This window comes from Ferrimonas balearica DSM 9799 (assembly GCF_000148645.1).
GTDB lineage: Bacteria > Pseudomonadota > Gammaproteobacteria > Enterobacterales > Shewanellaceae > Ferrimonas > Ferrimonas balearica.
Map to the genome: position 1 here is coordinate 1302554 of NC_014541.1, position 26398 is coordinate 1328951.

Below are 26398 nucleotides of genomic sequence, written 5' to 3' on the forward strand. Positions count from 1 at the left end.
TTTGGCAGTGAGATCGAGTGGCCTTACTCGTTTTGTCCCAAGTTCAGATTAAATCACAAGCGCCATTAACTCCGCGGATTAGCTGCTGTCACCTATATGCAACAATGGCATAAAGGTATAGCCATTGACCATAAAAAGGCGATAACTCAGTATCCTAGCCGTATCACCCCCACAACATGACGGAGCCGAAAGAGCTTCGGGGGCGATAAGGAAGACAATAACAACAATGTCTCGAGGGAGTTAGGATGCAGTACCCATCAACTGTTGCGCGTTCCGTTCGCGCTGCACTCATTTCAAGCACCATCGCCGGTGCCGCCATTGCCACCCCGACCTTTGCCGAAGAAGCCAACGTTGCTGAAAACGTAGAGCGCATCTCCGTAACCGGTTCCCGCATTAAGCGTGCCGATATGGAAACCGCCTCTCCGGTCAACGTGATTGGCGCTGATCGCATCGAAGCGGGTTCTTACACCTCTGTTGAGCAGATCCTGCAGGAAAGCACCGCCTCTGCGGGTGCCGCTGTTGGCTCCTCAACCAACAACGGTGGCCGTGGTGCCGCTCGTATTGACCTGCGTGGTATGGGTGCCGAGCGTACTCTGGTATTGGTAAACGGCCGCCGTATGGTGGTTTCCGGTACCGGTGCTGACGCGTCTGTCGATCTGAACACCATTCCGGTGTCCATCATTGAGCGCATCGAAGTGCTCAAGGACGGTGCTTCTGCGGTTTACGGTTCCGATGCCGTTGCCGGTGTGATCAACATCATCACCAAAACCGATTTCGAAGGCTTCCAGCTGGACGGTCAGATCGGCGCTTCTGATAAGGGTGACGGTGAAACCGGTGAGCTGAGCGCTCTGTGGGGCACCAACTTTGACCGCGGTAACCTGGTGCTGGGCGCCTCTTACGTGAACCGTGGTGAGGTGTACCAGGATGACCGTTTCTGGTCTAACTGTGGCCCGTGGGGCGACTGTGGTGGCTGGAGCTCGACCATTCCGGGCGGCTCACTGAACTGGGGTGATGGCTACTACACCCCGAACGGTGATGGCTCCTGGAGCGAGCAGGACGAGTACTTCAACTACGTCCCGTACAGCTACCTCTCCACCCCGATGGAGCGCTACAGCCTGAACGGTAACTTTAAGTACGAGCTGTTTACCGACACCAGCGTGTTTGTCGAAGCGATGTACACCCGCCGTGACTCCGATCAGCAGATGGCACCGGCTCCGATCACCAACCTCGAACTCGATACCGCAGAGCTGGGTTCCGGCCCGTGGGACGGTGAAGAGGCCGCCGTGTACAAACGTCGTATGGACGAAGCGGGTCCGCGTATCTTTGACCAGACTACCGACACCTACCGTGTTGTGGCCGGCCTGGAAGGTTACCTCGACATCGGCAACGGCTACGACTGGGACATCTCTTACACCTTCGGTCGCAACGAAGCCACCAGCTGGGCCCGTAACCTGGCCATCACCTCCCTCGTCGAGGACTCGATCTACGAAAACCCCAACGCCTGGTTGTCCGGTGAGCCGTTGAGCGAAGATATCCTGTCTAAGGTGATGTACGACGACCGCTCCGAAGGCGGCAACGAGATGCACGTGTTCGCGGCCAACCTGTCTGGCGAGCTGTTTGAACTGCCGGCTGGCGCCATCGCGTTCGCTACCGGTGCGGAATACCGTAAGGAAGAGGGCTGGTTCACGCCGGACCCGATCACCCAGGCCGGTCAGTCCTCTCAGTCTCAGCAGGATCCGACCCAGGGCGACTACGACACCACTCAGCTGTACGCGGAGTTTGCGGTACCGCTGCTGTCCGGCCTGCGTTTTGCCGATGAAGTCACCATGGAAGCTGCGGTTCGCTGGTTTGACTACAGCACCTTTGGCTCCGACACCACCTGGAAGCTGGGCCTGACCTGGCGCGTGAACGACGAGTTGATGCTGCGTGGTGTGGCCTCCACCGCCTTCCGTGCGCCGAGTGTTTCCGAACTGTACGGCGGTAACGTGGGCTCCTTCGACTACCTGACCGATCCGTGCTCCGGTGTCGACTACAGTGGCAACAGCACCCTGGCTCAGCAGTGTCGCACCATAGGTTGGGATGACCCGAGCCAGGCCAAGGAGTTCACCCAGCAAGACAGCCAGATGGAAGTCACCTGGACCACCGATCCGGATCTGCAGCCGGAAGAGGCGGACACCTTTACTGCTGGTTTCGTTTACAGCCCGGCGTACCTGGATGGTTTCTCCATGACCATCGATTACTGGAGCTTCGAAGTTACCAACGCCATCACCCGTATCGACCGTCAGGCCTACCTGAACGCGTGTTACCAGAATGGCGATGCGAACGCCTGTGAAGCGCTGGATATCACTCGCAGCACCGTAACCGGTGAGATCGAGACCTTCCACGCGCCGCTGGTGAACGCGGGCTACCAGGAAACCGACGGTGTGGATGCCAACTTCCGCTACGCGTGGGAGTACGGCGGTCATGACTGGACCCTGAACTGGGACATCACCCGTCTGCTGAACTTCTCTCAGGACGGTGTGGATTACACCGGTACCATCAGTGGCATGAACGGTGGCTACGCCGAATGGCGTCAGAACGCTCAGTTGATGGTGAACGCCGACAACTGGACCTTCAACTACCAGCTGCGCATGGTGGGTGAGATGGTTGACCTGACCGAGCCGGAGTTTGAAGTGGCTGCAGCCTGGTACCACAACGTGTCCTACCTGTACCGCTTTACCGACGGTTTCAACGTCACTGTGGGCGTGAACAACCTGTTCGACGAGACCCCGAAGTACCACCCGAGCTACAAAGACGTGTGGACCACTCCGGAGGTGTATGACGTGATGGGTCGTTACTTCTTCACCAAGTTCACCTACCAGTTCTAAGCGATTCCCAACCGCAAAAAAGGCAGCTTCGGCTGCCTTTTTTTATCTCTTCAGTTTGATCTGTGGGGTGGCTGCGAAGTGGGGTGAGAGATCGTGTTGAAAGCGCTTTGTATGAACGATCTCTCTAAATTTTTTGAGCCAAAAGAAGCGAATAAAAAATGCACTTTAAATGTTGTGAGAATGTTAATTGTGAGAGCTGCGTCACGAACAGAAAAATGGGCAGTACATCAAAGGTACAAAGCAATTTTCCGCAAATGTGAATTTTCCAGTAACAAAAATAAAACAAAATTAACATGGCAAAAACAATAACTTAGTTGACACAACCTTGGCGGGAGGGCGAGTATCCATGTGTAAGCATTTTGTGATGCTAATGGGGCGCAAAATAAATAAATGGTTGCGGTCTGTGGATGCCAGCCCCGGGTAATACAGGCACGAAGGGAGAATATAATAATGGCTATGGAATCTTCTGTATCCAAGGCAGTTCGCCAGGGATTGCTCGCCACCACTCTGGGCTCCATTGCCCTGGTTGGTACTAATGTTGCCGTTGCTGAAGAAGCCAACGACGATGTAGAACGCATTGCGGTTACGGGCTCCCGTATTAAGCAAGTTGATATCGAGACCTCTTCCCCGGTTACCGTTATCACTGCTGCTGACATTCAGCTGTCCGGTGAAGCCACCGTTGCTGATGTACTGAACAACAGCTCCGTAAACAGCTTCGGTTCCTGGCGCGGCATGTCCGGCTACGGTTCCGGCGGCGCGGCGTCCAGCAACGTGAACATGCGTGGTCTGGGCTCCAACTACACCCTGGTTCTGCTGGACGGCCGTCGTATGCCGGGCACCAGCTCCAGCTCCGGTGCCGCTGCGGATACTTCCCGTATCCCCATGGCCATCGTTGACCGCATTGAAATCCTGCGTGATGGCGCTTCCGCGGTATACGGCTCTGACGCCGTTGCCGGTGTAATCAACATCATCACCAAGAAAGACTACGAAGGTCTGAACTTTACCTACGACACTGAGCAGCCGGATGTGGAAGGTGGTGAGCTGGATCGCTTCACCGTAACCACCGGTTACACCAGCGACAAGGGTAACATCACCCTGACCTACGAGTACTACGACAGCAAAGCCGTATACGACCGTGACATCTGGAAGCTGAACGATCCGACCTACGGTGACTACTCCTCTTTCAGCTCCGTACCGAACGGTTACTACAACACCGGTGAGCAGAACGAAGATGGCAAAGACATCTACGCCTTCTACAGCAACTCTGACCTGTGTTCCCAGACCGACAACGTGCTGGACGGCACCGATGGCGCTAACGATGGTCGTTGTTTCTACAGCTACGGTGCGGTAACCAAGCTGTTTGGCGACAAGACCCAGAACTCCATCCTGTCCAACTTCAACTACGAGATCACTGACGACATCCAGTTCCGTGGCCGCGCCAGCGCTGCCCAGAGCAAGACTGACTCTCGTTACGCCGGTACTCCGGTTTCCACCAACTACCCGGTAATGTCCGCCGACAACCAGTACAACCCGGTTGGCGAAGACATGACTCTGTACATGCGTTCAGTACAGATCGGTGAGCGTGACACCCGTACCGAAGTGAACACCATCGACTTCCTGGGCGGTTTCCTGGGTTACGTTGATATCGGTAACGGCCTGGATTGGGAAGTCAACGCCCAGCACAGCGTTTCCACCACCAACGCGTTCAACTACAACCTGATCAACGACGACATCGTCCAGAACCTGGTTGATTCCGGCGACTACGACATCTTCAACACCAGCGGCATGGAATACGCTGCCTGGGATGCGATGATGGCGGACTTCTACGGTCAGGCTGCACACACCGGTCTGTACCAGGCGGAGTTCACCTCCACCCAGATCGACGGTCTGGTCTCCACCACTCTGTTCGACAACGGCAGCTTCTCTCTGGCCGGTGTGGTTGGTGCTGAGTACGAGATGATTGAGTTCATCCAGAAGTCTGACCCGCAGTCCGCTTCCGGTAAGGTTTCCGGCGGTTCTGGTGGTGACGACGTTGACGCCGACCGTGACCGTACCTCCGTATACATGGAGCTGCAGGCCGCTCTGCCGTTCAACCTCGACATCAACGCGGCTCTCCGTTACGACGAGTACGACCAGTCCGGTGACGTAGGCAGCCGTGCTGCCAGCGGTAAGTTCGACAAGGTGAACCCGATGGTGGGTCTGGCCTGGCGCCCCTGGGAGCCGCTCCTGCTGCGTGCCAGCTGGGGTCAGTCCTTCCGTGCTCCGAACATGGGCGAGATGTTCTCCACCCAGGCTCTGAGCTTCGAAGACGCGCTGGACACCAAGTGGTGTGACGCCAACCCGGGTGTGGATGACAACTACTGCCGTCCGCAGCAGCAGCACAAGACCTGGATCGGTGGTAACCCGGACCTGCAGCCGGAAGAGGGTGAGTCCCTGACCGCTGGTTTCGTTTGGAACATCACCGATGCCCTGGCCGTGGAAGCGTCCTACTACGACATCACCCTGGACAACCGTATCGCTTCTCAGAGCGTGTCTCGCATCCTGAAGGATGAGATCGACAACGGCGGTTCCGACCTGGTGGTTCGTGATGCCGACGGTAAGATCGACGTTATCTACAGCTTCGACCAGAACATGGCCAGCCTGGAAACCTCCGGTTTCGACTTCAAGGCTTCCTACGCTCTGGAAACCGGTTTCGGTGACTTCGGTCTGAGCGGTGAGATGTCCTACGTGAACGAGTTCGTCTCCACCACTGAGCCGGGCGCTGCTGGTTTCGACTACGCTGGCCTGCAGGGTTACCCGGAGCTGAAGGGTAACGTTAACCTGAACTGGGCTTACAACGGCTTCGGTGCCGCCTGGGCCACCTACTACACCGGTCCTCAGGATTCTGGTAACGAAGAGTACGGTGTGGACTACTACGCGGACATCCCGAGCTACGTGAAGCACAACGTACAGGTATCCTACGCCCACAACTGGAACGGCAAAGTGACCCTGGGTCTGAACAACGTGTTCGACAAGGAAGCGCCGAGCCAGTACGACGGTTTCGTAGGCTGGCGTGACGTTGACACCTCGCTGTACGACGTACTGGGCCGCACTGTCTTCTTCAAGATTGAGCAGTCCTTCTAAGTTGTAAAATCCAATCAGTCGAATGAAGCCCCGCTCTCCCTGGCGGGGCTTTTTTGTGCCTGATTGGGTGATCCGGATCACAGCTTCGTGTTTCGGTGGCGACGGCGTTCAGCGTATCGCAGGGTAGAAACTGCTAGGCTATGGGCTTTAGCCTTCTCAATTTAAAGGGAAACCCTATGAAACCCATTGCTCTGGCTTCCGTGGCTCTGGTGCTGGCCGGTTGTGCTGCCACTGAAAAAGGTCCCTCCCCGTACGAGGGGCAGTGGTTGATTGGCCGTGTGAATGGCGAAGCGCTGATGGTAGGCCCACAGCAGGCCAAGCCGACCCTGACGGTTCAGGAAGAGCGGATGAACACCAGCTTCGGCTGTAACCAGATCAACGGCACCTGGCCGGAAGCGGGCGAAGCCTTTGGCCCGCAGATGAGCACCCGTATGGGTTGCCCCGCGCCTATCGCTGAGATGGAGCAGAGCTACAACCAAGCGATGGCCGGTGCCAACAACTACCGCATTGAGCACGGCCGCCTGCAAATTCTGGCCGGTGACACCGTGGTGGTGGAAGCCTACCGCGACGTACCCACCAGCCAACTGGCGGCTTTGAACGGCACCTGGTCGCTGGACAAGATGTCCGGCGTCGACAGCATTCAGGGCCTGTATGACGGTCGTCCGCCTTACCTGGCGCTGGATATGAACGACGGCCGGGCCAACGGCAACAGCGGCTGCAACCAGTTCTTCGCCTCTGTGACCCCGGCCGGCGATGCCCTGTGGCTGCAACAGGCGGGCATGACCCTGGTGGCCTGTCCGGACAATCTGGCGCGTCAGGAGCAGGTGATGATGCAGCACTTTGCCGACGCTGACCGCACCGTAGAGCAGGATGGCAAGCTGCAGTGGTGGAAGGGGGATACCCTGCTGCTGGAGTTCAGCCGTCAGGCTCAGTAATAAAAAAACGCCCCGCAATGCGGGGCGTTTTTTTATCCGGAGACCGGCAGTTGATGCTTTCCGTGGTTAGTGCTGGTTGAGCAGGGCGATGATCTCATCGCTGCGCTGCAGTTGGCGCAGTTCACGGAACAGCTCGTTGGCCTGGGGATAGGCCTGGCGCAGGTAACCGAACCACTGCTTGATGCGGTTGGGGAAGTAGCGCTGTTTATCGCCGTACACCTCCAGGGTGACGTACTCATTCAGCACTTCTCGGATGGCGTCCCAGCTCAGCAGTTCAGCGTTCTCCTTTACCATGGCACCCAGGTTCGGGCGACACAGTGCCCCACGGCCAATCATCAGGTCCTGACAACCGGATTCCGCCTGACAGCGCTGGCCATCGCTAAAGCCATTGATCTCACCATTGGCGATCACCGGAATGGAGAGGGCTTTCGCCACCGGTGCAATGGCGCCCCAGTTGATGGCATCGGCCCGATAGCCGTCGGCCTTGGTGCGGCCATGGATGGCCAGTTCGTTGGCCCCCGCGGACTCGATGGCCTGGGCGATCTCCATGGTCTGGCTGGTGCATTCCCAGCCCAGTCGGATCTTAGCGCTCAGCACCTGATCCGCCGGTACCGCCTGGCGCATGGCGGAAACGATGCGATAGAGGGTTTCCGGCTCCTTCAGCAGTACCGCGCCCCCTTTGGATTTATTGACGGTCTTGGCCGGGCAACCAAAGTTGATGTCGACACCCGGGCTGCCCAGCGCGATGGCCCGCTCGGCATTGTAAGCCAGCCAGTCCGGATCTTGGCCCAGCAGCTGGACCCGAACCGGGGTGCCATTACGGGTCTTGCCGCCATTCTCCAGCTCCGGCGCCAGCCGGTAGAACACCTTGTCCGGGATCGGCTGCTCGATCACCCGGATAAACTCGGTGACGCACAGGTCATAGGGGTTGAGCTCACTCAGCAGCTGTCGCATCCGATGGTCTAACACGCCTTCCATCGGCGCCAGAATCACTCTCATTAAGCGCTTTTACTTTGGTTGAAATCAGGGGGCGCAAGTGTACTCGCCAGCGTCGCCCTACACCAGTTCAGTGGCGAAAAAAAGGGCAAAACGGTGCTCAGTGAAAAAAATGTTGTTATGTTGTGAAAGAGAGATCCGGCTTGCTGGGTCTTCTTTGCTGAGCCAGGGCCGACACGGCTGCTGGATTCAACAATGGTTTCAACTGATTGAAAGGAACTGACGATGAAGACTGTAAAGAAAACCACTGTTGCCGCCGCTCTGGGCGCCCTGGTTGTTAGCGGTGCTATGGTAGCCGGGGAAGCTCAGGCCAGCCCGTTTGGTATTGATGACCTGGCGATGGGTTACCAAATCACTGGCGATAAAGGCACCGAAGGTAAGTGCGGTGAAGGCAAATGTGGTGAAGGCGAAGCCAAAGGCAAAGAAGGCAAGTGCGGCGAAGGTAAGTGCGGCGGCGAAGCCAAAGGCAAAGAAGGCAAGTGCGGCGAAGGCAAATGCGGCGGCGAAGCCAAAGGTAAAGAAGGCAAGTGCGGCGAAGGCAAATGCGGCGGCGAAGCCAAAGGTAAAGAAGGCAAGTGTGGTGAAGGCAAGTGCGGTGGGCACAGCTAAACCCGGCCCGTGGTATAAAAAGGCTGGCTTCGGCCAGCCTTTTTACTGGTTAGCAAGGAGGTAGCGAATGGGGTCTGTAAGTGGAGTTGGCCTGGGTCTGCGCCGTGAGATGGTCAACGATTTCTGCACCGAGGGGGTGCCCGATGGCATCGACTTCCTCGAAGTGGCACCGGAAAACTGGATGCGGGTGAACCCCAGGCTGGCCCGTCAGTTTCGGGAACTGACCGAGCGCCACCCCTTTGTCTGCCATGGTCTCTCCCTGTCGATCGGCGCGCCTGCCCCGCTGGACCTCGACTTTGTGCGTCAGCTGAAAGCGTTTCTCGATACCCACCAGATTGAGGTGTACTCCGAACACCTTTCCTATTGCTCCGGCAATGCTCACCTGTATGACCTGATGCCCATTCCGTTTACCGAAGAGGCGGTGGCGCACGTGGCTGAGCGGGTGAGGGTGGTGCAATCCATTCTCGAGCGTCCGTTGGTACTGGAGAACGTTTCCTATTATGCCGCACCCGGCGCCCGGATGGATGAGCTGACCTTTATCAATGCGGTATTGCAGCAAGCCGACTGCGAACTGCTGCTGGATGTGAACAACATCTACGTGAACAGCGTGAACCACCGCTACGACGCCCGTACCTTCCTGGCCGGATTGCCCACTGACCGAATTCGCTATCTGCACCTGGCCGGACATTACCAGGAGGCGCCCGACCTGATTGTGGATACCCACGGTGCTGCGGTGGTGGATCCGGTCTGGCAATTGCTGGAGGAGGCTTATGCCATTCATGGTGTGCATCCCACCCTGCTGGAACGCGACTTTAACCTGCCTCCCATGGCGGAACTGATGACCGAGCTGGAGGGGATTGCCGCTCACCAGCTGGCGGCCGCCGAACGGAGGGCATCGGCATGAGTGACTTTACTCAGGTGCAGCAGGCGTTTATCGACTACATTCGCTCGCCCCAGGCCGGTACGCCACCGCCGGGCACCGACGCCCGTCACATGGCGGTATACCGGGAGCTGTTCTTCAACAACGTGAGCGGCTTTGTCAGCAACGCCTACCCGGTGCTGAAAAGCCTGCACAGCGAGGCGCGCTGGACCGAACGCCTGCGCCACTTTTTTGCCGAGTACGATTGCCACAGCCCGCTGTTCGTCGACATCGCCCGCAGCTTTCTGGATTACCTTGAAGCTCAGCCAGAGCCGGAATGGCCGTTTGAGACTGAGCTGGCTCAGTACGAGTATCTGGAGCTGTGGGTGGATACCCAACCTCAGGTGACCGACCAACCCCGGCTTGAACAGCTCGACAACGACACCGCACTGGTGCGTTACCGGGCCAGTGCGCTGGGCACCTACGATTACCCGGTGCACCGCATCTCTGCGGAGCAGGACTGGCCCGAACCACAGCCCACCTTTCTGGTGATCTTCCGGGAGGGGGAAGCGGAGGTCCGTTTCAGCCAAATCAACCCGATGACCATGCAGTTGCTGCTGATCATCGATGATCAGCCGGGTATCACTTTGTCGGCGTTGGAGCAGGCCCTGGCAGCGCTGTTGCCACAACTCGACCCCGCCGTGTTGCGCTCCGGGATTGAAACGGTATTGATGCAGTTGGCCGAGCGGGGAATTGTGCGCCAGTACAAAAAATAAGCCGCGCTTTTTCTGGGTGTTTGTGTGAGCTGTGTCACGCTAGAATGGCCGCGCAAATCAACCTGGGAGTATGCGTGTCATGGCTGATAATAACTTTAAAGAACCTTTTAACCTGCTGCACTTCTTGGGTCTGCTGGCGGTACTGATGATCCCCACCCTGCCGGCCACCCTGACCTGGCTGAAACTGTTGAGCCAGTGATCCCCGCGATTGCCGGGTGGTTGGCACACTGGTCAGCCACCCTGTGATCCACCGCACCTCTTTCTGGATTCCACTTCGGTTACACTCTTGTGACGATGACACCCATGGGTGGGTGGCGCAGACCTGTGCATTAGCCAGGGGGCAGTCCGAACCCGGTTGCATCGACCGGTCAAGGCGCTTAAGCTTAGGCCCCATCAACGCCCGACAGCGCGCTCGATCAGAACGCGACAGCGGCGCAGTCCAGCAAGGCCACAAGCCTACTGGGCTTTTTTATGGCGTGGTTAAAACCACCGAAGAGAGCCGAATAGAGCAATGAACCAAGCATCACTGGCGCTGATCAAAGACAGCATCAAAGCCATTCCGGATTATCCCAAGCCGGGCATCCTGTTCCGCGACGTGACCTCGCTGCTTGAGGACGCCGAAGCGTTCCGTCTGTGCATCGATGTCCTGGCGGAGCACTACCAGGACAAGGGTTTCACCAAAGTGGTGGGCACCGAAGCCCGTGGTTTCCTGTTTGGCGCACCGCTGGCCCATCAGCTGGGGCTGGGCTTTGTACCGGTACGTAAGCCGGGCAAACTGCCGCGCGAAACCATCGCGGAGTCCTATGAGCTGGAATACGGCCAGGACACCCTGGAGATCCACACCGACGCCATCGTTGAAGGTGACAAGGTGCTGGTGATTGATGATCTGCTGGCCACCGGTGGCACCATCGATGCCACCGTTAAGTTGATCCGCCGACTGGGTGGCGAAGCGACCGATGCCGCGTTTGTCATCAACCTGCCGGACCTGGGCGGTGAAGCCCGTCTGAAGGCGCTGGGCCTGAATGTCCTGACGCTGTGTGAGTTTGAAGGCGAATAATTCCGCCTCACTTGCCGATTAAAAAGCCGGGCCAGCGCCCGGCTTTTCGCACTTTTACGGGGCTGTGTTAGCATCGCTTTCTAATCCCCGTCGTCCCGTTTTCAAGGAACACCATGTCATATCAGGTACTGGCGCGAAAATGGCGCCCGGCCAGTTTTGATCAAGTGGTTGGCCAGGAGCATGTGCTCAAGGCGCTGACCCACGCGCTGGAGCAGAACCGTCTGCACCATGCCTACCTGTTTACCGGCACACGTGGGGTGGGCAAAACCTCCATCGCCCGCCTGCTGGCCAAGGGACTGAACTGCGAAACCGGCATCACTGCAACCCCCTGCGGCCAATGCAGCCACTGTCGGGAGATCAGCGAAGGGCGCTTTGTTGACCTGCTGGAGATCGATGCGGCGTCCCGCACCAAGGTGGACGACACCCGGGAAATTCTTGATAACGTGCAGTATCAGCCGGTGCGTGGACGCTTCAAGGTCTATCTGATCGACGAAGTTCACATGCTGTCCCGGCACAGCTTCAACGCGTTGCTGAAAACGCTGGAAGAGCCGCCGCCGCACGTCAAATTCCTGCTCGCCACCACCGACCCGCAGAAACTGCCGGTCACGGTGTTGTCCCGTTGCCTCCAGTTCAACCTGAAAAGCGTGCCGCTGGCGCGCATCAGCGCGCACTTGGCCAAGGTGCTGGAAGCGGATCAGGTGCCGTTTGAACCGGCCGCGCTGGAACTGCTGGCCAAGGCCGCTGACGGCAGTGTCCGTGATGGCATGAGCCTGACCGACCAGGCCATCGCCCACGGTGGCGGCCAACTCGCGCTGGCTTCGGTGCAGGCGATGCTGGGCACCCTCGACAGTGGCTATGCCCTGCGTTTGGTGCAGGGGCTGGCTCAGGGTCAGCCCGATGCGCTGATGACGGTGCTGGACGAAGTGGAAGCGTTTGCCCCGGACCACGATGACCTGCTGAAACAGATGGCGGCGCTGCTGCATCAGGTGGCCTTGTGCCAGTTCAACCTGCGCGCGGCGGACCTCGGTGAGCAGGGCAATGAGGTGCTGGCGCTGGCGCAAACTCTGGACAGAGAGCAGGTCCAGCTGTGGTACCAGATGCTGACTCAGGGCCGACAGGACCTGGCGCTGGCGCCGGATCCCCGCAGCGGCTTCGAAATGGTGCTACTGCGTGCGCTGGCCTTTGCCCCGCTGAACCCGGCACCGCCGATGGCAGCGCGCCAGCCCCAGGCCGGAGCGGTTAGCGTGGCGCCAGTCACTCAACCGACGCCTTCCACTCAACCGGCGGTGGCGACGCCGCCGAAAGCGGAAGCGGTGGCCCAACCGGAGCCGGTGACTCCGGCACCACAGGCGACCGCTGAGCCCGCGGATGACGCGGCAGAGCCAGCGGCCGGGCAGAACGATGCCGAGCCTGAGCCGGCCGAAGCGGCCCTTCAGGCCGAGCAGGACGCTATCCTGCAGCAGGCCCAAGCCGCACAGAGTGCGCCGGCTCAGCCCGGTAACGCTGAGGCGGCCGACGAGGGGGCCATGGCGGCCGAGCAGGCGATGATCCTTCAACAGGCGGACGCGCAGCGTGGCGGCCCGGAGGATTACTCCCAGTCCGATGACGACGATGACAGCGCCGCCATGATGGACTCCTACGCTGCTTTTGCGGCTCAGGCGGAAGCCACCACCCAGGTTGAGCATCTGCCCAGCGCGCCTCAAACCGGTTCTGTTCAACCGTTGGCGGCGGGTGCAGGGGAGGGGATTCAGAGCCTGCTGGATATGGCCCTGGCCAACCACCGCAGTCTGCAGGCGAGGCTGGAGGCAGCCCAGGAGGGTGAGCCCGACCCAAAGCTGCAGACGGTGTCCCCGGCGGGCACCGAGAGCAAGAGTGACGCGGCCCGCCCGACATTAATGCCCGCCTCCCGGCCAGCGCCGACCGTCAAACCGGTGGAGCCGGAAGCGCAAGCTGACACCGACAGCACCTGTGCGCCGGTGGAGGCTGTTGAGGACAATGATCCACCGCCGTGGCGGATGGATGACACCGGGCCGATCCCGGTGGCCGAGTTGACGACGGTGGCGCAAGCTGAACCGAAAGTCGACAAACCGGTTACGGTGAAGCCCGAGGCTGAACCCGAGCCGACAGCGGCGGTCTCAACCCCTGCACCCAGCGTGCCGACGCCGGTTGGTGCCGAAGTGCTGGCCCCCAGCGTTAAGCGTGCCGTGGCGGCCAATGAGGTGGACGCGTTCTGGTATCAGACCATGGCACAGTTGGGCATCGGCGCCCGTCCGCGCCAGCTGGCCATCAACTCGGTGCTGGAGCGCGACGGTAATCGGGTGCGCCTGCACCTGCGCAGTGAACAGCGCCACCTCAACAGCGCCTCGGTGATTGCGCCACTGCAGCAGAGCATGGAGCAAGCCTGGGGGGAATCCATCGAGCTTGAGATTGTCGAAGCAGAGGTGGCCGGTCGTGAGACGCCGCTGGAGATCCGGCGTCGTCTGCACCAGGAGCGTCTGGTTCAGGCCAGGCAAGATTTGCTGCAAGACCCGGTTGTGCAGTGGCTACAATCGGAGTTTGAAGCCCGACTGATTGAAGAGTCGGTCAGTTATCAAAACCCGGGCTAAGCCCTTGTCCGGGTCCACGGTTGCGGTAACATGTGCAGCCATTTGTGACACTTATCCAGTTGAGAGAGACCGAGATATGTTTGGTAAAGGCGGTATGGGTAACCTGATGAAGCAGGCGCAGAAAATGCAAGAGCGCATGCAGCAGGTACAAGAAGAGATCGCTGTCATGGAAGTGACCGGCGAAGCCGGTGCCGGCATGGTAAAAATCACCATGAACGGTGCCCACAACGTCCGTCGCGTAGAGATTGACGAAAGCCTGATGGAAGACGACAAAGAGATGCTGGAAGATCTCATCGCCGCTGCCATCAACGACGCCGCCCGTCGCGTGGAAGAGGGTCAAAAGGCCAAGATGGCCGAAGTGACTGGTGGCATGCAGCTGCCGCCGGGCATGAAGCTGCCCTTCTGATGAAGTTCAGCCCCCGGGTCGATGAACTGATCAAGGCCCTGCAGTGCCTGCCTGGGGTGGGGCCTCGCTCTGCCCAGCGCATGACGTTCCAACTGCTGGAGCGGGACCGCGTGGCGGGCACCCGACTGGGCGAAGCGCTCAGCCGTGCCATGAGCGACGTCGGCCACTGCCAGGACTGCCGGACCTTCACCGAGCAGACCCGCTGCCCCATCTGTGACAACCCGCGCCGGGCCGAAAAGGGCCAGTTGTGCGTGGTGGAGTCACCGGCAGACCTGCTGGCGATCGAGTCCTCCGGTCAGTACGACGGTCGTTACTTTGTGCTGATGGGCCACCTGTCGCCGCTGGACGGCATTGGCCCGGACGACATCGGTCTGGACGTGCTTGACCGGATGCTGGCGGAAGGTCCCTGGCAGGAGATCATCCTGGCCACCAACCCGACGGTGGAAGGGGATGCGACCGCACAATACATCGCCGATATGGCCAGACAGCGTGAGATCCGGGTCAGCCGGATTGCACACGGTGTGCCGGTGGGCGGTGAACTGGGTTACGTGGATGGCACCACTCTGGCGCTCTCCTTCAGCGGCAGACGCGATATCTAACCCATTGAAAAAAGGCACGGTTTCGTGCCTTTTTACTTTTCCATAACTTATCCACAGAAAATACCTAGCCTTATCCATTGTTGCCTTGCTGAAGTGGCGATAATGTGACCGTTCTTTGGCGATCAATTGAACGACTCCAGGCAGTAATCCGAGTCAAGCTGTTTCACTTTCCAACACAAGGAGCGTGTGATGGGCGACGAGTGGTTAGGCCATATCATTGAGGGCGCGTACGACGCTGCCGTGGAAGGCGGCTGGTACGATTGGCTCAACAGCCTGCGCCGGGCGCTGGGCGGCACCGGTGCCGTGCTGGCGCTGTTACCCCGCCATTCTGCCGCACATCGGGCTCTGCCGATTGCCTGCGGCGACAAAACGCTCTCTACCGGTGCGGTTCAGCACTATCTCAGCCAACGGGGTGTCGATCCCTGGTATCAGCAGGCCAGACGCCAGCGCAACCAGGTGGTGCAACTGGATGAGAGCCTGCGTCGCGATCGTCTCGACTCGCCCCTGGCGGAGCTGTTTCGCACCCTCGATTGTCACTACAGCGTGGGCTCGATACTCAGCACCGAACATGGCCATCATCTGCTCGGCCTGTACCGTTGCCAGGGCCAGAGTGATTTCTGCCGCCAACAGTTGCGGGCGGTGGAACAGATCGCCCTGCACCTGCGTCAGGCGATGGCCTTAACCCCCTTTCTGCACGAACGCATTGGGGCGCGCCTCGATGCCAGCCACCTTGCCAGCGAGGCGCAGCCTCAGGCGGTGGTGCGCGCTAATGGCACCCTGGCTTACGCCAACGCCGCGATGGAGCACTACCTGTGTGATGCACAGACCCCGCTGCGTTTCCGCCGTGGTCGTCTCGGCGCCCGACAGCCGCTGTTGCAGCGGATGCTTGAGCGCACCCAGGCGGCGGCCTGTCAGGGGCAACTGGCCGAGCGTCTGGGCGGACGACTGCCGCTGGGGTCGGATCAGGTCACCATCATGCCTACCCCGGAATCGGTGCTGGCCGGCGCCGCACTGTGGCAAATTCAACCGGCTCACGCCGAATTTTCCTCCCAGCTCTTGAAAAGCGAACTGCTGTCCCCATGTTGAGAACATCGAGGTAACTACGTGTTTTTCAGGAGACATACATGTCCGCTCAGACCGAGACTCATGGTTTTCAGACCGAAGTATCCCAACTGCTGAAACTGGTCACCCACTCGCTCTACTCCAATAAGGAGATCTTCCTGCGCGAGCTGGTGTCCAACGCCGCTGATGCTGCTGACAAACTGCGCTACAAAGCACTGGAAAGTGCGGACCTGTACGAAGGTGATGGCCAGTTGCGGGTGCGCCTGTCGGTGGATAAGGACGCCGGTACCCTGAGCATCATCGACAACGGCATCGGTATGACCCGCGATGAGGTGATTGAACACCTGGGCACCATTGCCAAGTCCGGTACCGCCGATTTCTTCTCCAAACTCTCCGGCGATGCCGCCAAAGACTCCCAGCTGATTGGTCAGTTTGGTGTGGGCTTCTACTCCGCCTTTATCGTCGCCGATAAGGTCACCGTGCGCAGCCGCGCCGCTGGCTATGGCGCCGATGCGGGCGTTGAGTGGGTCTCTGCCGGTGAGGGTGACTTCACCGTCACCAACATCGACAAGCCGGAGCGCGGCACTGAGATTGTGCTGCACCTGCGTGACGAGGAGCGCGAGTTCCTGGACGAGTGGCGCCTGAAGCAGATCATCACCAAATATTCTGACCATATCTCCATCCCGGTGGAGATGTGGGAAGCCGGCACCCCGGAGCGCGAAGAGGATGGCGAAACCATTGCCGCCACCGAGGGCCAGTGGAGCGCGGTCAACAAGGCCACCGCGCTGTGGACCCTGGCCAAATCCGAGATCTCGGATGACGACTACAAGGCGTTCTATAAGCACGTTGCTCACGACTGGGACGATCCGCTGATCTGGGCCCACAACAAGGTGGAAGGCAAGCAGGAGTACACCAGCCTGCTGTACATCCCGTCCCGCGCGCCGTTCGATCTCTGGAACCGCGAGAACCAGCACGGCCTGAAGCTGTATGTGCAGCGCGTCTTTATCATGGACGAGGCCAAGCAGTTCCTGCCCCAGTATCTGCGCTTTGTGAAGGGCCTGGTGGATTCCAACGACCTGCCGCTGAACGTCTCCCGTGAGATCCTGCAGGACTCCAAGGTGACCCAGTCCCTGCGCAGCGCCCTGACCAAGCGGGCACTGAGCATGCTCAGCAAACTGGCCAAGGACGATGCCGCTTACCAGACCTTCTGGGATCAGTTCGGCGCCGTGCTGAAAGAGGGCCCGGCGGAGGATATGGCCAACCAGGAAGCGATCGCTAAGTTGCTGCGCTTCGCCTCTACCCACAGTGACGAGCCGACCGCTAACGTCAGCCTTGAGCAGTACGTGGCGCGGATGAAAGCCGGTCAGGATAAGATCTACTTTATCGTGGCCGACAGCTTTAACGCCGCCAAGAACAGCCCCCACCTGGAGCTGCTGCGCAAGAAGGGCATCGAGGTGCTGCTGCTGTCCGAGCGCATCGATGAGTGGCTGATGAGCCATCTGACCGAATTTGACGGTAAAGCGCTGGTGTCCGTCACCCGTGGTGACCTGGGCCTGGACGACCTGTCTGACGAGGAGAAGGCGGAGCAGGAGAAGCAGGAAGCGGACTCCAAGCCGTTGCTGGCCCGCTTCGAAGCCAGCCTTGGCGACAAGGTCAAAGCGGTTAAGGTTTCCCACCGTCTCACCGACACCCCAGCCTGTATCGTGGCGGATGAGCACGACATGTCGAGCCAGATGATCAAGCTGATGCAGGCCGCTGGCCAGTCGGTGCCGCAGGTGAAGCCGATCTTCGAGCTTAACCTGACCCACCCGCTGGTGCATAAGCTGGCGGATGAGCAGGATGAAGACCGGTTTGGTCAGTGGGCCCAGTTGCTGCTGTCTCAGGCCACCCTGGCCGAACGCGGCAGCCTCGAAGACCCATCCGAGTTTGTGAACCAGTTGAACAGCCTGTGGCTGGACCTGAGCCGCTAAACTTACCCTACACTCCACAGCCCCGCCCAGGCGGGGCTGTCCCTTTACGAGAACGCCATGCAAGACACCATCGTCAACGTTAACGTCAGTAATATCCAAGCGCTGGTCGACGGCTCCATGACCCGCCCCCTGGTGCTGAACTTTGTCTCCGGCCAGGTTCCGGAGTGCCAGGGCGTTACCGCCGCACTGACCGCCGAGGCACAACGCCGTCAGGGTCAGTTTGTGCTGGGTAACGTCGATTGCGACGCCGAAATGGACCTCGCCCAGTATTTCCGTATCCAGGCCCTGCCGACGGTGCTTATCCTGGTGAAGGGCCAACCGGTGGACGGTTTTGCCGGCCCGCAACCGGCGGAGATGATCAGCCAGGTACTGCAGAAGCATCTGCCCGCCGGGTGGGAGCTCAAGCTTCAGGAAGCGGCGCCGCTGCTGGAGAGCAAGGCCTACGATCAGGCGTTGCCGATTCTGCGGGATGCCCTGGCTGAAGAAGCCAACGCCGCGACGCGTCTGGCCCTGGCCGAGGCCCTGTTGGGCCTGAAGCGGGCCGAAGAAGCTGAGGGGCTGCTGACCGAGATTGGCCTGGCCGATCAGGACAGCCGTTACCAAAGCCTGATGTCCCAACTGCAGCTGCTGAAAGAGTCCGCAGACACCCCGGAGATTCGCGCGCTCCAGACTCAGCTGGAGTCCGAACCGGACAATCAGGGGCTGGTGGTGGAGCTGGCGGTGCAGCTGCATCAGGCCGGTCGTAACGAGGAAGCCCTGGAGAGTTTGTTTGTCCTGCTTAAGCGCCAGCTGGACGCGGCCAATGGCGAAGCCCGTTCAACATTTTTGGATATTGTGAAGGCGTTGGGCCCGGCGGATCCGGTCGCTGCGGCATATCGTCGTCGTTTCTACGGATTGCTGTACTAATTTCGAAGTAATTGGCGGATTTTCCACCAAAGCCTAAGGGGCCGCCTCTTCACATGGCTGGCCGGGTATGACAAGATCCCGGGATTCCCCGCATACTCAGAATTTCACAGAGGACAGTCGCATGCGCATTATTCTGTTGGGCGCCCCCGGTGCCGGTAAAGGCACTCAGGCCCAGTTCATCATGGAGAAATACGGTATTCCGCAGATCTCCACTGGTGACATGCTGCGTGCCGCCATCAAGGCTGGATCCCCGATGGGTCTGGAAGCCAAAAAAGTGATGGACGCCGGTCAACTGGTGTCTGACGACATCATCATTGGCCTGGTGAAGGAGCGCATCGCCCAGGAAGATTGCCAAGGCGGCTTCCTGCTGGACGGCTTCCCGCGCACCATCCCGCAAGCGGACGCCATGACCGAAAACGGCATCGACGTTGATCACGTTATCGAGTTCGACGTGCCGGACGAAGAGATCGTTAAGCGTATGAGCGGTCGTCGTGTACACCCGGGTTCCGGTCGCGTTTACCACGTGGTGTTCAACCCGCCGAAGGTGGAAGGTAAGGACGACGTAACCGGCGAAGAGCTGGTTATCCGTGCTGACGACGAAGAAACCACCGTGCGTAAGCGTCTGGCGGTTTACCACGAGCAGACCAAGCCGCTGGTGGATTACTACTCCGCTGCCGCTGCGCGTGGTGCCAACCAGTACCACAAGATGGACGGCACCCAACCGGTTGACGCCGTTTCTGAGCAGATCGGCAAGCTGCTGGGTTAATCCTTCAGCGCGCTGAAAAAGGCTTCCTTCGGGAAGCCTTTTTTGTGACCTGCAACACGCTGGTTCCGTGAGGTAGCGGCTGTTTTGTTGCGTGATCTGGTGCTAGTCTTGCTGCGTATTCACGGACAAACAACAGCTTAGATAACGACATGGACCAATCTCAATACGGTGTGCTGCTGGTCAACCTGGGCACACCCTGCAATCCGACGCCCCACTGCGTACGCTGCTTCCTCAAGCAATTTCTCAGTGACCAACGGGTGGTAGACCTGCCCCGTTGGCAGTGGTGGCCCATTCTTAATGGCATCATCCTCAACACCCGTCCCAAGCGAGTGGCCAAGGCTTACCAGTCGATCTGGAGCGAGGGTGGTTCGCCGCTGAAGGTGATCTCCGAAGCCCAGCGTGAGGCGTTGGAAGCGCAGTTGGGGGTGCCGGTGGCACTGGGCATGACCTACTGCCGCCCCTCCATCCGTGACGGCCTGGATGCGCTGGAAGCCAAGGGCGTGGATAAGGTGGTGGTGCTGCCGCTGTTCCCGCAGTACTCCTGCTCTACCACCGGTGCGGTGGTCGATGCGGTGGGGGCAGCGGTGAAGCAGAAGCGCACCATGCCGGAACTGCGGATTGTGCGCGATTACCATGATCACCCCAGCTACATCCAGGCGCTGGCCGACAGCGTAAAAGCCCACTGGGCTGAGCACCCGCGCGGCGACAAGTTGCTGATGTCCTTCCACGGCGTGCCGGAGCGGTTTATCACCGAAGGTGACCTTTACCGTGCCCATTGTGAGCGCACCGCGGCGGCATTGGCAGATGCCCTGGGCCTGTCGGAGAGCGAATGGCAGCTCTGCTTCCAGTCCCGCTTCGGCAAGGAGCCGTGGCTGCAGCCCTACACCGATGAAACCCTGGAGGCGCTGCCGGAGCAGGGCGTTAAGGCGGTGGACATCATCTCCCCGGCATTCTCGGTGGATTGCCTGGAAACCCTGGAAGAGCTTGCCATCGAGGGTAAGAAGGAGTTTCTGGAAGCGGGCGGTGAGCGCTACGAGTTTATCCCCTGCCTGAACGCTCAGGATAACCACATCGAGATGATGGCGACGCTGGTGAAGCAGCACAGTCAAGGCTGGTAAGCCGACGCATCCGAAAGAAAAACCGGCCAAATGGCCGGTTTTTTTGTGGCTTAAGAGGTGGGGACTGTCCAGTCTCCGCCCAGTGCCTTGTTCAGGTACAGCAGGTGTTCGGCGCTGCTGAGGCGGGCCACCAGTTCGGCGTCCTCCATCAGGTTGACCTGGCGCTGGGCATCCAGCACCGCCAGATAGTCCACCAGTCCTGCGCGGTACAGCGCCCGTGCCTTGCTGGCAGCGGTGCGGGCGTGGCTGGCGGCCTGCTCAACCTGTTCGCGGTGGGTTTGCTGATTGCCGTAGGCCATCAGCGCGGTTTCCACTTCGTTGAACGCCTGGTTAACCTGCTGCTGGTAGGAGAGGGCCGCCTGCTGGAAGCGGGCCTCCTGCATCTCCACCAGGGCCTGTCCCCGGCCGCCGTCAAACAGGGTCCACTGTACGCCGGCGGAGGCGAGCCAGGCGTCGGAGCCGGAGCGGAACAGGTCACCAAAATTTTCCGCCAGGGTCATGGGTGAGCCGGTCAGGTATACCTTGGGGTAGCGGGCCGCGATGGCGATACCCACCTCCTCATTCAATGCGGCCATCTCCCGCTCAGCCAGAGCGATATCGGGACGGCGCTTAAGCAGTTCCGACTTCAGTCCCACCGGCACCTGTCCCTGGATGTCCGGCAGTGCCCGGGTGCTGAATCTCTGCCCGGTGGTGGTGATCTCCTCGCCCAACAGGGTGGCCAGCCGGTGCAGGTGCGCCTGTTCGGCACTGTGCAGCATCGGCAGGGTCGCCCGGGTGGCGGCCAGCAGGGCTTCGGCCTGGGCCTGATCGAGTGAGGAGCCATAGCCGGAAGCCACCAGACTGCGCACCTGATCCAGGGTGGCCTGCTGCTCCGCCACGTTGCGCTCGGCAATGGCGATCCGGGCCTGGGCACCGCGGTACTGCAGGTAGTTGTGGATGGCGTCCATGGTGACCATATTGAGGGTGCCCTGGCGCAGGATTTCAGCCTGCTCCAGGCGGATCCCGGCGAGGGTGTTCATCCCCTTCAGGCGCCCGGCCAGGTCAAGCTCCCAGCTGATGTTGGCGCCCACCACAAAGGCGCCGTTGTCCCGGTCGAGCAGATTCAATGGCTGGCCTGCACCGGGCTGGCCGAGGTCCGGCATGGTGGCGGTCAATGCCCCACCGGCCAGCGGGTCGTACTCACTGAGTCGGTAGTGCTGGTACCCCGCCCCCACGCTGATGGTGGGGATGCGGGTGGTGGCCACGGCAGTGCGGTAGGCTCGGGCGCTTTCGATCCGCACCTGGGCCACCTGCAGCGGAATGTTCTGCTGCTGCACCGCCGCCACCAGGGCGTTCAGTTCCGGGTCGTTATAGCGCTGCCACCATTGAGCCTGAGGCGATTGAGTGGTATCCGCCTGCGCCTGATGAAGATAGAACGCCTGCTCGGGGGCCTGCGGAGCCTGATACTCCGGGGTGACGCTGCAACCGGCCAGCACCAGGCTGGCCATCAGCATGGACAATTTACGCATGGTGAAGCTCCGGTTGAGTTTGTTGGGCAGAGGGGCTGAACAGCAGGCGATAGAGTGCCGGCATGATCAGCAGCGACAGCACCGAGGCCACAACGAGGCCCCCGATGATGGCGGCAGCCATCTGGTCGAACAGTTGGTCGGTGAGCAGGGGGATCATGCCCAGCGCCGTGGTCAGTGCCGCCATGGAGATCGCCATGGTGCGGTTGAGGGTGGCGTCGACAATGGCATCATCCAGCGGTTTGCCCTGACGACGCTCCAGTTCGATCTGGTCCATCAGCACAATGCCGTTCTTGATGATCATCCCGGACAGGGAGATCACCCCGACGATGGCCATAAAGCCAAAGGGTTTGCCAAACAGTCCGAGGCCACCAATCACGCCGATCATCGCCAGCGGCACGGTGCCGAAGATGATCAGAGGCTGGCGGTAGGCGCTGAACATCGCCATCAGCACGATAAACATCAGCAGCAGCGCCTTAGGGGTCTGCTTGAGGATGTCATCCACAGCCCGCTTCTCGTCGTAATACTCACCGCCCCACTGGAACTGGTAGCCCGGCGGCAGCGGGATCGCCTCGATGTCGGCGGCGATGGCGTTGCGCACTTCCGCCGGGGTGGCGTTGCGCACGTCGGCCTGGGCGGTGATGGTGCGCACCCGGTCGCGGCGCCAGATCAGGCTCTGCTCACCCTGTACTTCAAAGCGGTCCACCACCTGACCCAGCGGTAGGCTGACCGGGCTCAGCAAAGCGCGCACCGGCAGGGCCTCGAGGTGGGCCATGTCGGTGTGGTCACTGCGCAGTTTGATCGGCACCAGGCTGTCGCCCTGTCGCAGCTGTCCCAGCGGCAAGCCATCGGCGGCCAGTTGCAGGGTGCGGGCCACATCAAAGCGGGTGATCCCGGCCAGTCGGGCTTGCTCCGGATTGAGGATGGGCACCAGCAGCGGGCTCTCCTGGCGCCAGTCATTACGGACATAGCGGGCGTTGGGCTGCGCTTTCATGATCGCTTCAGCCTGCGCGGAGAGCGCTTTGAGGACTTGCGGGTCCGGTCCCGAGAAGCGCGCCTCGACGCTGAACTTGTCCTTGGTGGCGAGCTTCAGGGAGCGGAAGCGGGGCTCGGCATCCGGAAAGTGCTGGGCCAGCCAGGCGTCACCGTCCTTCACCAGCGAGGCGATGGCATCGAAGTCGTGGGTGTTGATCAGGATCTGGCCATAGGCGCTGTCCCGTCCCTCAGGCTCCACCGTCACTGAAAAGCGCGGCGCGCCGGCGCCGATAAAGCTGGCGAAGTTGCGCACCTCTGGCCGCTCAGCCAGCCACTGCTCAATCTTGGCGATGTCATCGGCGGTCTGTTCGATGCGGCCACCGTTCGGCGCCCAGTAGTCGAGGAATACCATGGCGCGGTCAGAGGTGGGGATGAAGTTCACCTTGATAAAGGGCAGGGCGAACAACGCCAGCGCCAGCAGCGGCAGCAGGCCCGCCAGGGTCTTCTTGGGGTTCTGGACACTCCAGCGCAGCACCGACGTGAATTGTTGCGCTACGGCGCCCGGGGTGGCGTCTTCCGCCTTGCCCGCTTTCAGGAAGGCCCAGCACATCAGCGGGGTGATGGTCATTGCCACCAGCCAGGAGAGCAGCAGGGAACTGGCGATCACCTGCACCACTGACAGGGAGAACTCCGCCGCATCGGTCTGTGAGAACAGGGTGGGGGTGGTGCCCAGAATGGCGATCACCGTGGCACCCAGCAGCGGCCAGGCCATCTCCGCCACGGACTGCTGTGCCGCTTCAAACCGATCCAGGCCCTGGCGCAACTTGGCCTGAACCAGATCGGTGATCACGATGGCGTTGTCCACCAGCATCCCCAGCGCCAGGATAAAGGCGCCGAGAGAGACACGCTGCAGGTCCACGCCGGTGAGGTTCATGTAGATCAGGGTCAGCAGGATGCTGAGCAGCAGGCTGATGCCGACGATGGCGGCGGAGCGCCAACCCATAAAGATCAGCAGCACGCCGACCACGATGGCGAGGCTCTGCAGCAGGTTGCTGACAAAGTTATTGATGGACTTGTCCACCTCATCGGGCTGGAACGCCACCACGCCAACGTTGGCGCCGAGCGGCAGCGTGCTCTCGAACTGCGCCAGCACCTGGTTCAGCCCTTCACCCAGGCTCACCACATTGATGCCTTCGGTGGGGCTGACGGCCAGCACGACGGCCTTATGGCCGTTATAGCGGCTGCGATTGAGGGCAGGGCGCTGCTCTTCGAGCTGGATATCGGCAATGTCGCCCAGGCGCACCAGGCCGTGGCCCAGCTCACCAAGGCTGCTTTTCAGCATCAGGTTTTCCAGTTCGGCCACCGACTCAAAACGGCCACTTTGGGCGATGCGGATGCGGCGGGTGTCCATGTCAAAGCCACCGCCATCGACGTTGAGGTTATGGCTGTTGAGCTGGGTGACCACGTCCGCCAGAGTCAGTCCGGAAGCGGCCAGTCGCTCTGGCGGCAGTACCAGATTGATCTCCTGTTCCACCACCCCGTGCAGCGCCACTTTCTTGATGCCATCCACGGTATTGAGCTGACGCTGAAGGGTTTTGGCGTGCTGCTTCAGCTCCGCCATGCTGAGGTCATCGCCGTACACGGCGAACAGCATGCCGTAGACCTCGGAGAACTCGTCCATCACCAAGGACAGCTGAGCCTGCGGCGGCAGATCCAGGCTGACGTCATTGATTTTGCGGCGCAGCAGGTCCCACTGCTGGGGCAGCGCTTCGGAGCTGACCGACTCTTTCAGATCCACCATCACAGTGGAGAGGCCGGGCTGAGACAGGGAGCGCAGTTTCCACAGGCTGCCCATCTCCTGCAGGCGGGTTTCCACCTTGTCAGTGACCAGTTGCTCTACCTCTTCAGCACTGGCGCCGGGGTAGAGGGTGACCACCGCAGCGGTCTTTACGGTAAAGGTGGGGTCTTCCAGCTTACCGAGGTCAAAGTAGGCGTAGAGCCCGGCGATAACGCAGAGCACGGTAAAGAACAGCACAAAGGTGCGCTGTCTCAGGGCGAAAGTGGCCAGGTTCATCGCGGCACCTCACGCAGGTCGCCCACTGGATCACCGGATTTCAGGTAGTGGGCACCGGCCACCACGATGCGGTCACCGGCGTTGAGGTCCCCGCCGACACAGAGCTGTTGATCGCGCTGGCGCAGCACCTGCACCGGCAGACGTTCAGCCTGTTGGTTGTCCACCCGCACCAGCTGCGGCTGGCCCTGTTCGGTCAGCAGGGCGGCAGCCGGCAGGCAGAAGCCGCTGTCGGGGGTGTGGCTTTGCCAGGTCAGCTGTACGGTTTGTCCGGGACGCAACGCGGGGGCTGGGTCGGTCAGGATAAAGGTGGCGGCATAGGTGCGTTTAAGCGGGTGGGGCTGACTGGCGATCTCCGTGGCCACTGCGGCAATGGCGGTGCGGTCGTCGCTCCACAGTCGGGCAGTCTGGCCGCTGGCCAGCTGGCTCAGCTGATTTTCCGGCAGCTCCACCACCACCTGCAGGGCATCCGGGGTATGCAGGGCCAGGATAGGCTGCCCGTCGCTGACCAGCTCATGGGCCTCAACAAAGCGCTGGCCGACCTGCCCGGCAAAGGGGGCCCGCAGGGTGGTGTAGCGTACCCCGTCACGGGCTTTCTCCAGGTTTACCTCCAGCACCGCGATGGCGGCACTGGCCCGGGCCTCGGCGCTGCGGGCGCGGTCCAGGTTCACCGCAGCCATGGCGTCGTCGGCAATCGCCTGGCGCACCCGGGCCAGTTCACTGCTGGCCAGTTTATGGCTGGCCCGGGCTTCCTGCAGGCGGGCTTCGAGTTCATCTACGGTGAGCTGGTAGTCGTGGGATTCCAGTTGCGCGAGCACCTGACCCGCGTCCACCCAGCTGCCTACCGGCGCGTCCAGGCTGGCGACCCGGCCGGCCACCTTAAAGGCGAGGTTGGCTTGCTGGCGGGCTTCCACCACACCGCTGAAGCGGTGCTCGGCGTCGGCGTCGGCGCTGCTAAGAGTGACGACATTGACCGGCCGGGGCGCGGGCTTGGCGTCGGGCAGGGCGGTGGCCTGACTGCAGCCGGTCAAAGCCAGCAGTAGGGCACAGTAAAGCGGGTAAGGGGGGGTCACAAGGCATCTCTCCAATACAGACGAACAGCGCGCATTGTATTGGTTTGCTTTGTGCGAATAATCGGGCCCTGATGAGTTTCACTGTCACGGAAAGTGTGACAGTTGGGGCGTTGCCGTTG

Annotated in this window: 19 protein-coding genes; 15 read left to right on the forward strand and 4 right to left on the reverse strand. The window is 60.6% G+C overall.

Annotated elements, in window-relative coordinates; all coding sequences use genetic code 11:
• Window positions 1-245: 245 nt before the first annotated feature.
• From FBAL_RS06020 to FBAL_RS06030, 3 genes are all read left to right on the forward strand, one after another.
• Window positions 246-2867 (forward strand): TonB-dependent receptor plug domain-containing protein, encoded by a 2622-nt coding sequence (locus FBAL_RS06020; RefSeq protein WP_013344687.1) that lies wholly within the window; start codon window positions 246-248, stop codon window positions 2865-2867.
• A 450-nt stretch (window positions 2868-3317) separates the two neighbouring features.
• Entirely contained in the window at window positions 3318-5990 is a 2673-nt protein-coding gene (locus FBAL_RS06025; protein WP_013344688.1) for a TonB-dependent receptor, read from the forward strand.
• A 176-nt stretch (window positions 5991-6166) separates the two neighbouring features.
• A complete protein-coding gene (locus FBAL_RS06030; protein WP_013344689.1) occupies window positions 6167-6925 on the forward strand; it encodes an META domain-containing protein in 759 nt (252 codons plus the stop codon).
• A 66-nt stretch (window positions 6926-6991) separates the two neighbouring features.
• On the opposite strand, the gene dusC is transcribed toward FBAL_RS06030, so the two are convergent.
• On the reverse strand, window positions 6992-7924 hold the full coding sequence (dusC, locus tag FBAL_RS06035; protein WP_013344690.1) for a tRNA dihydrouridine(16) synthase DusC: 933 nt from the start codon (window positions 7922-7924) through the stop codon (window positions 6992-6994).
• Window positions 7925-8146: 222 nt separating this feature from the next.
• On the opposite strand from dusC, the gene FBAL_RS20790 reads away from it, so the two are divergent.
• From FBAL_RS20790 to hemH, 12 genes are all read left to right on the forward strand, one after another.
• A complete protein-coding gene (locus FBAL_RS20790; protein WP_013344691.1) occupies window positions 8147-8530 on the forward strand; it encodes an HvfA family oxazolone/thioamide-modified RiPP metallophore in 384 nt (127 codons plus the stop codon).
• A gap of 67 nt (window positions 8531-8597) precedes the next feature.
• Entirely contained in the window at window positions 8598-9434 is an 837-nt protein-coding gene (locus tag FBAL_RS06045; protein WP_013344692.1) for an HvfB family MNIO-type RiPP peptide maturase, read from the forward strand.
• Complete coding sequence (locus FBAL_RS06050) at window positions 9431-10165, forward strand: HvfC family RiPP maturation protein (RefSeq protein ID WP_013344693.1); 735 nt, start codon at window positions 9431-9433, stop codon at window positions 10163-10165. The genes FBAL_RS06045 and FBAL_RS06050 overlap by 4 nt, the downstream gene beginning before the upstream one ends.
• Window positions 10166-10676: 511 nt before the next feature.
• On the forward strand, window positions 10677-11222 hold the full coding sequence (gene apt / locus FBAL_RS06060) for an adenine phosphoribosyltransferase (RefSeq protein ID WP_013344695.1): 546 nt from the start codon (window positions 10677-10679) through the stop codon (window positions 11220-11222).
• A 113-nt stretch (window positions 11223-11335) separates the two neighbouring features.
• Entirely contained in the window at window positions 11336-13828 is a 2493-nt protein-coding gene (dnaX, locus tag FBAL_RS06065; RefSeq protein WP_013344696.1) for a DNA polymerase III subunit gamma/tau, read from the forward strand.
• Between the two features lie 76 nt (window positions 13829-13904).
• Window positions 13905-14234, forward strand: coding sequence for a YbaB/EbfC family nucleoid-associated protein (locus FBAL_RS06070; protein ID WP_013344697.1), 330 nt, complete (start codon window positions 13905-13907; stop codon window positions 14232-14234).
• Window positions 14234-14833, forward strand: coding sequence for a recombination mediator RecR (gene recR / locus FBAL_RS06075; RefSeq protein WP_013344698.1), 600 nt, complete (start codon window positions 14234-14236; stop codon window positions 14831-14833). Before FBAL_RS06070 ends, recR begins: the two co-directional genes overlap by 1 nt.
• Before the next feature lie 189 nt (window positions 14834-15022).
• A complete protein-coding gene (locus tag FBAL_RS06080) occupies window positions 15023-15919 on the forward strand; it encodes a hypothetical protein (RefSeq protein WP_013344699.1) in 897 nt (298 codons plus the stop codon).
• A gap of 38 nt (window positions 15920-15957) precedes the next feature.
• Window positions 15958-17865, forward strand: coding sequence for a molecular chaperone HtpG (htpG, locus tag FBAL_RS06085; RefSeq protein ID WP_013344700.1), 1908 nt, complete (start codon window positions 15958-15960; stop codon window positions 17863-17865).
• Between the two features lie 57 nt (window positions 17866-17922).
• Complete coding sequence (locus tag FBAL_RS06090; protein ID WP_013344701.1) at window positions 17923-18771, forward strand: tetratricopeptide repeat protein; 849 nt, start codon at window positions 17923-17925, stop codon at window positions 18769-18771.
• A 121-nt stretch (window positions 18772-18892) separates the two neighbouring features.
• Entirely contained in the window at window positions 18893-19537 is a 645-nt protein-coding gene (adk, locus tag FBAL_RS06095) for an adenylate kinase (RefSeq protein WP_013344702.1), read from the forward strand.
• Window positions 19538-19686: 149 nt separating this feature from the next.
• Entirely contained in the window at window positions 19687-20655 is a 969-nt protein-coding gene (hemH, locus tag FBAL_RS06100) for a ferrochelatase (protein ID WP_013344703.1), read from the forward strand.
• Between the two features lie 50 nt (window positions 20656-20705).
• Here hemH and FBAL_RS06105 read toward each other — a convergent pair whose 3' ends face one another.
• Genes FBAL_RS06105 through FBAL_RS06115 form a run of 3 tightly spaced genes read right to left on the reverse strand, consistent with a single transcriptional unit; the run spans window position 20706 to window position 26279 of the window.
• Window positions 20706-22163, reverse strand: coding sequence for an efflux transporter outer membrane subunit (locus tag FBAL_RS06105; protein ID WP_013344704.1), 1458 nt, complete (start codon window positions 22161-22163; stop codon window positions 20706-20708).
• Complete coding sequence (locus FBAL_RS06110) at window positions 22156-25209, reverse strand: efflux RND transporter permease subunit (protein ID WP_013344705.1); 3054 nt, start codon at window positions 25207-25209, stop codon at window positions 22156-22158. Before FBAL_RS06110 ends, FBAL_RS06105 begins: the two co-directional genes overlap by 8 nt.
• Entirely contained in the window at window positions 25206-26279 is a 1074-nt protein-coding gene (locus FBAL_RS06115; RefSeq protein ID WP_013344706.1) for an efflux RND transporter periplasmic adaptor subunit, read from the reverse strand. The genes FBAL_RS06110 and FBAL_RS06115 overlap by 4 nt, the downstream gene beginning before the upstream one ends.
• Between the last annotated feature and the right edge of the window lie 119 nt (window positions 26280-26398).

What these genes read in the sequence shown, in the direction of transcription:
- FBAL_RS20790 (WP_013344691.1), top strand. Translation starts at nt 8,147, where the DNA reads ATGAAGACTGTAAAGAAAACCACTGTTGCCGCCGCTCTGGGCGCCCTG.
- dusC (WP_013344690.1), bottom strand. Translation starts at nt 7,924, where the DNA reads ATGAGAGTGATTCTGGCGCCGATGGAAGGCGTGTTAGACCATCGGATG.
- adk (WP_013344702.1), top strand. Translation starts at nt 18,893, where the DNA reads ATGCGCATTATTCTGTTGGGCGCCCCCGGTGCCGGTAAAGGCACTCAG.
- FBAL_RS06025 (WP_013344688.1), top strand. Translation starts at nt 3,318, where the DNA reads ATGGCTATGGAATCTTCTGTATCCAAGGCAGTTCGCCAGGGATTGCTC.
- FBAL_RS06110 (WP_013344705.1), bottom strand. Translation starts at nt 25,209, where the DNA reads ATGAACCTGGCCACTTTCGCCCTGAGACAGCGCACCTTTGTGCTGTTC.
- FBAL_RS06050 (WP_013344693.1), top strand. Translation starts at nt 9,431, where the DNA reads ATGAGTGACTTTACTCAGGTGCAGCAGGCGTTTATCGACTACATTCGC.
- FBAL_RS06090 (WP_013344701.1), top strand. Translation starts at nt 17,923, where the DNA reads ATGCAAGACACCATCGTCAACGTTAACGTCAGTAATATCCAAGCGCTG.
- hemH (WP_013344703.1), top strand. Translation starts at nt 19,687, where the DNA reads ATGGACCAATCTCAATACGGTGTGCTGCTGGTCAACCTGGGCACACCC.
- FBAL_RS06020 (WP_013344687.1), top strand. Translation starts at nt 246, where the DNA reads ATGCAGTACCCATCAACTGTTGCGCGTTCCGTTCGCGCTGCACTCATT.
- htpG (WP_013344700.1), top strand. Translation starts at nt 15,958, where the DNA reads ATGTCCGCTCAGACCGAGACTCATGGTTTTCAGACCGAAGTATCCCAA.
- FBAL_RS06070 (WP_013344697.1), top strand. Translation starts at nt 13,905, where the DNA reads ATGTTTGGTAAAGGCGGTATGGGTAACCTGATGAAGCAGGCGCAGAAA.
- recR (WP_013344698.1), top strand. Translation starts at nt 14,234, where the DNA reads ATGAAGTTCAGCCCCCGGGTCGATGAACTGATCAAGGCCCTGCAGTGC.
- FBAL_RS06080 (WP_013344699.1), top strand. Translation starts at nt 15,023, where the DNA reads ATGGGCGACGAGTGGTTAGGCCATATCATTGAGGGCGCGTACGACGCT.
- FBAL_RS06105 (WP_013344704.1), bottom strand. Translation starts at nt 22,163, where the DNA reads ATGCGTAAATTGTCCATGCTGATGGCCAGCCTGGTGCTGGCCGGTTGC.
- FBAL_RS06045 (WP_013344692.1), top strand. Translation starts at nt 8,598, where the DNA reads ATGGGGTCTGTAAGTGGAGTTGGCCTGGGTCTGCGCCGTGAGATGGTC.
- dnaX (WP_013344696.1), top strand. Translation starts at nt 11,336, where the DNA reads ATGTCATATCAGGTACTGGCGCGAAAATGGCGCCCGGCCAGTTTTGAT.
- apt (WP_013344695.1), top strand. Translation starts at nt 10,677, where the DNA reads ATGAACCAAGCATCACTGGCGCTGATCAAAGACAGCATCAAAGCCATT.
- FBAL_RS06030 (WP_013344689.1), top strand. Translation starts at nt 6,167, where the DNA reads ATGAAACCCATTGCTCTGGCTTCCGTGGCTCTGGTGCTGGCCGGTTGT.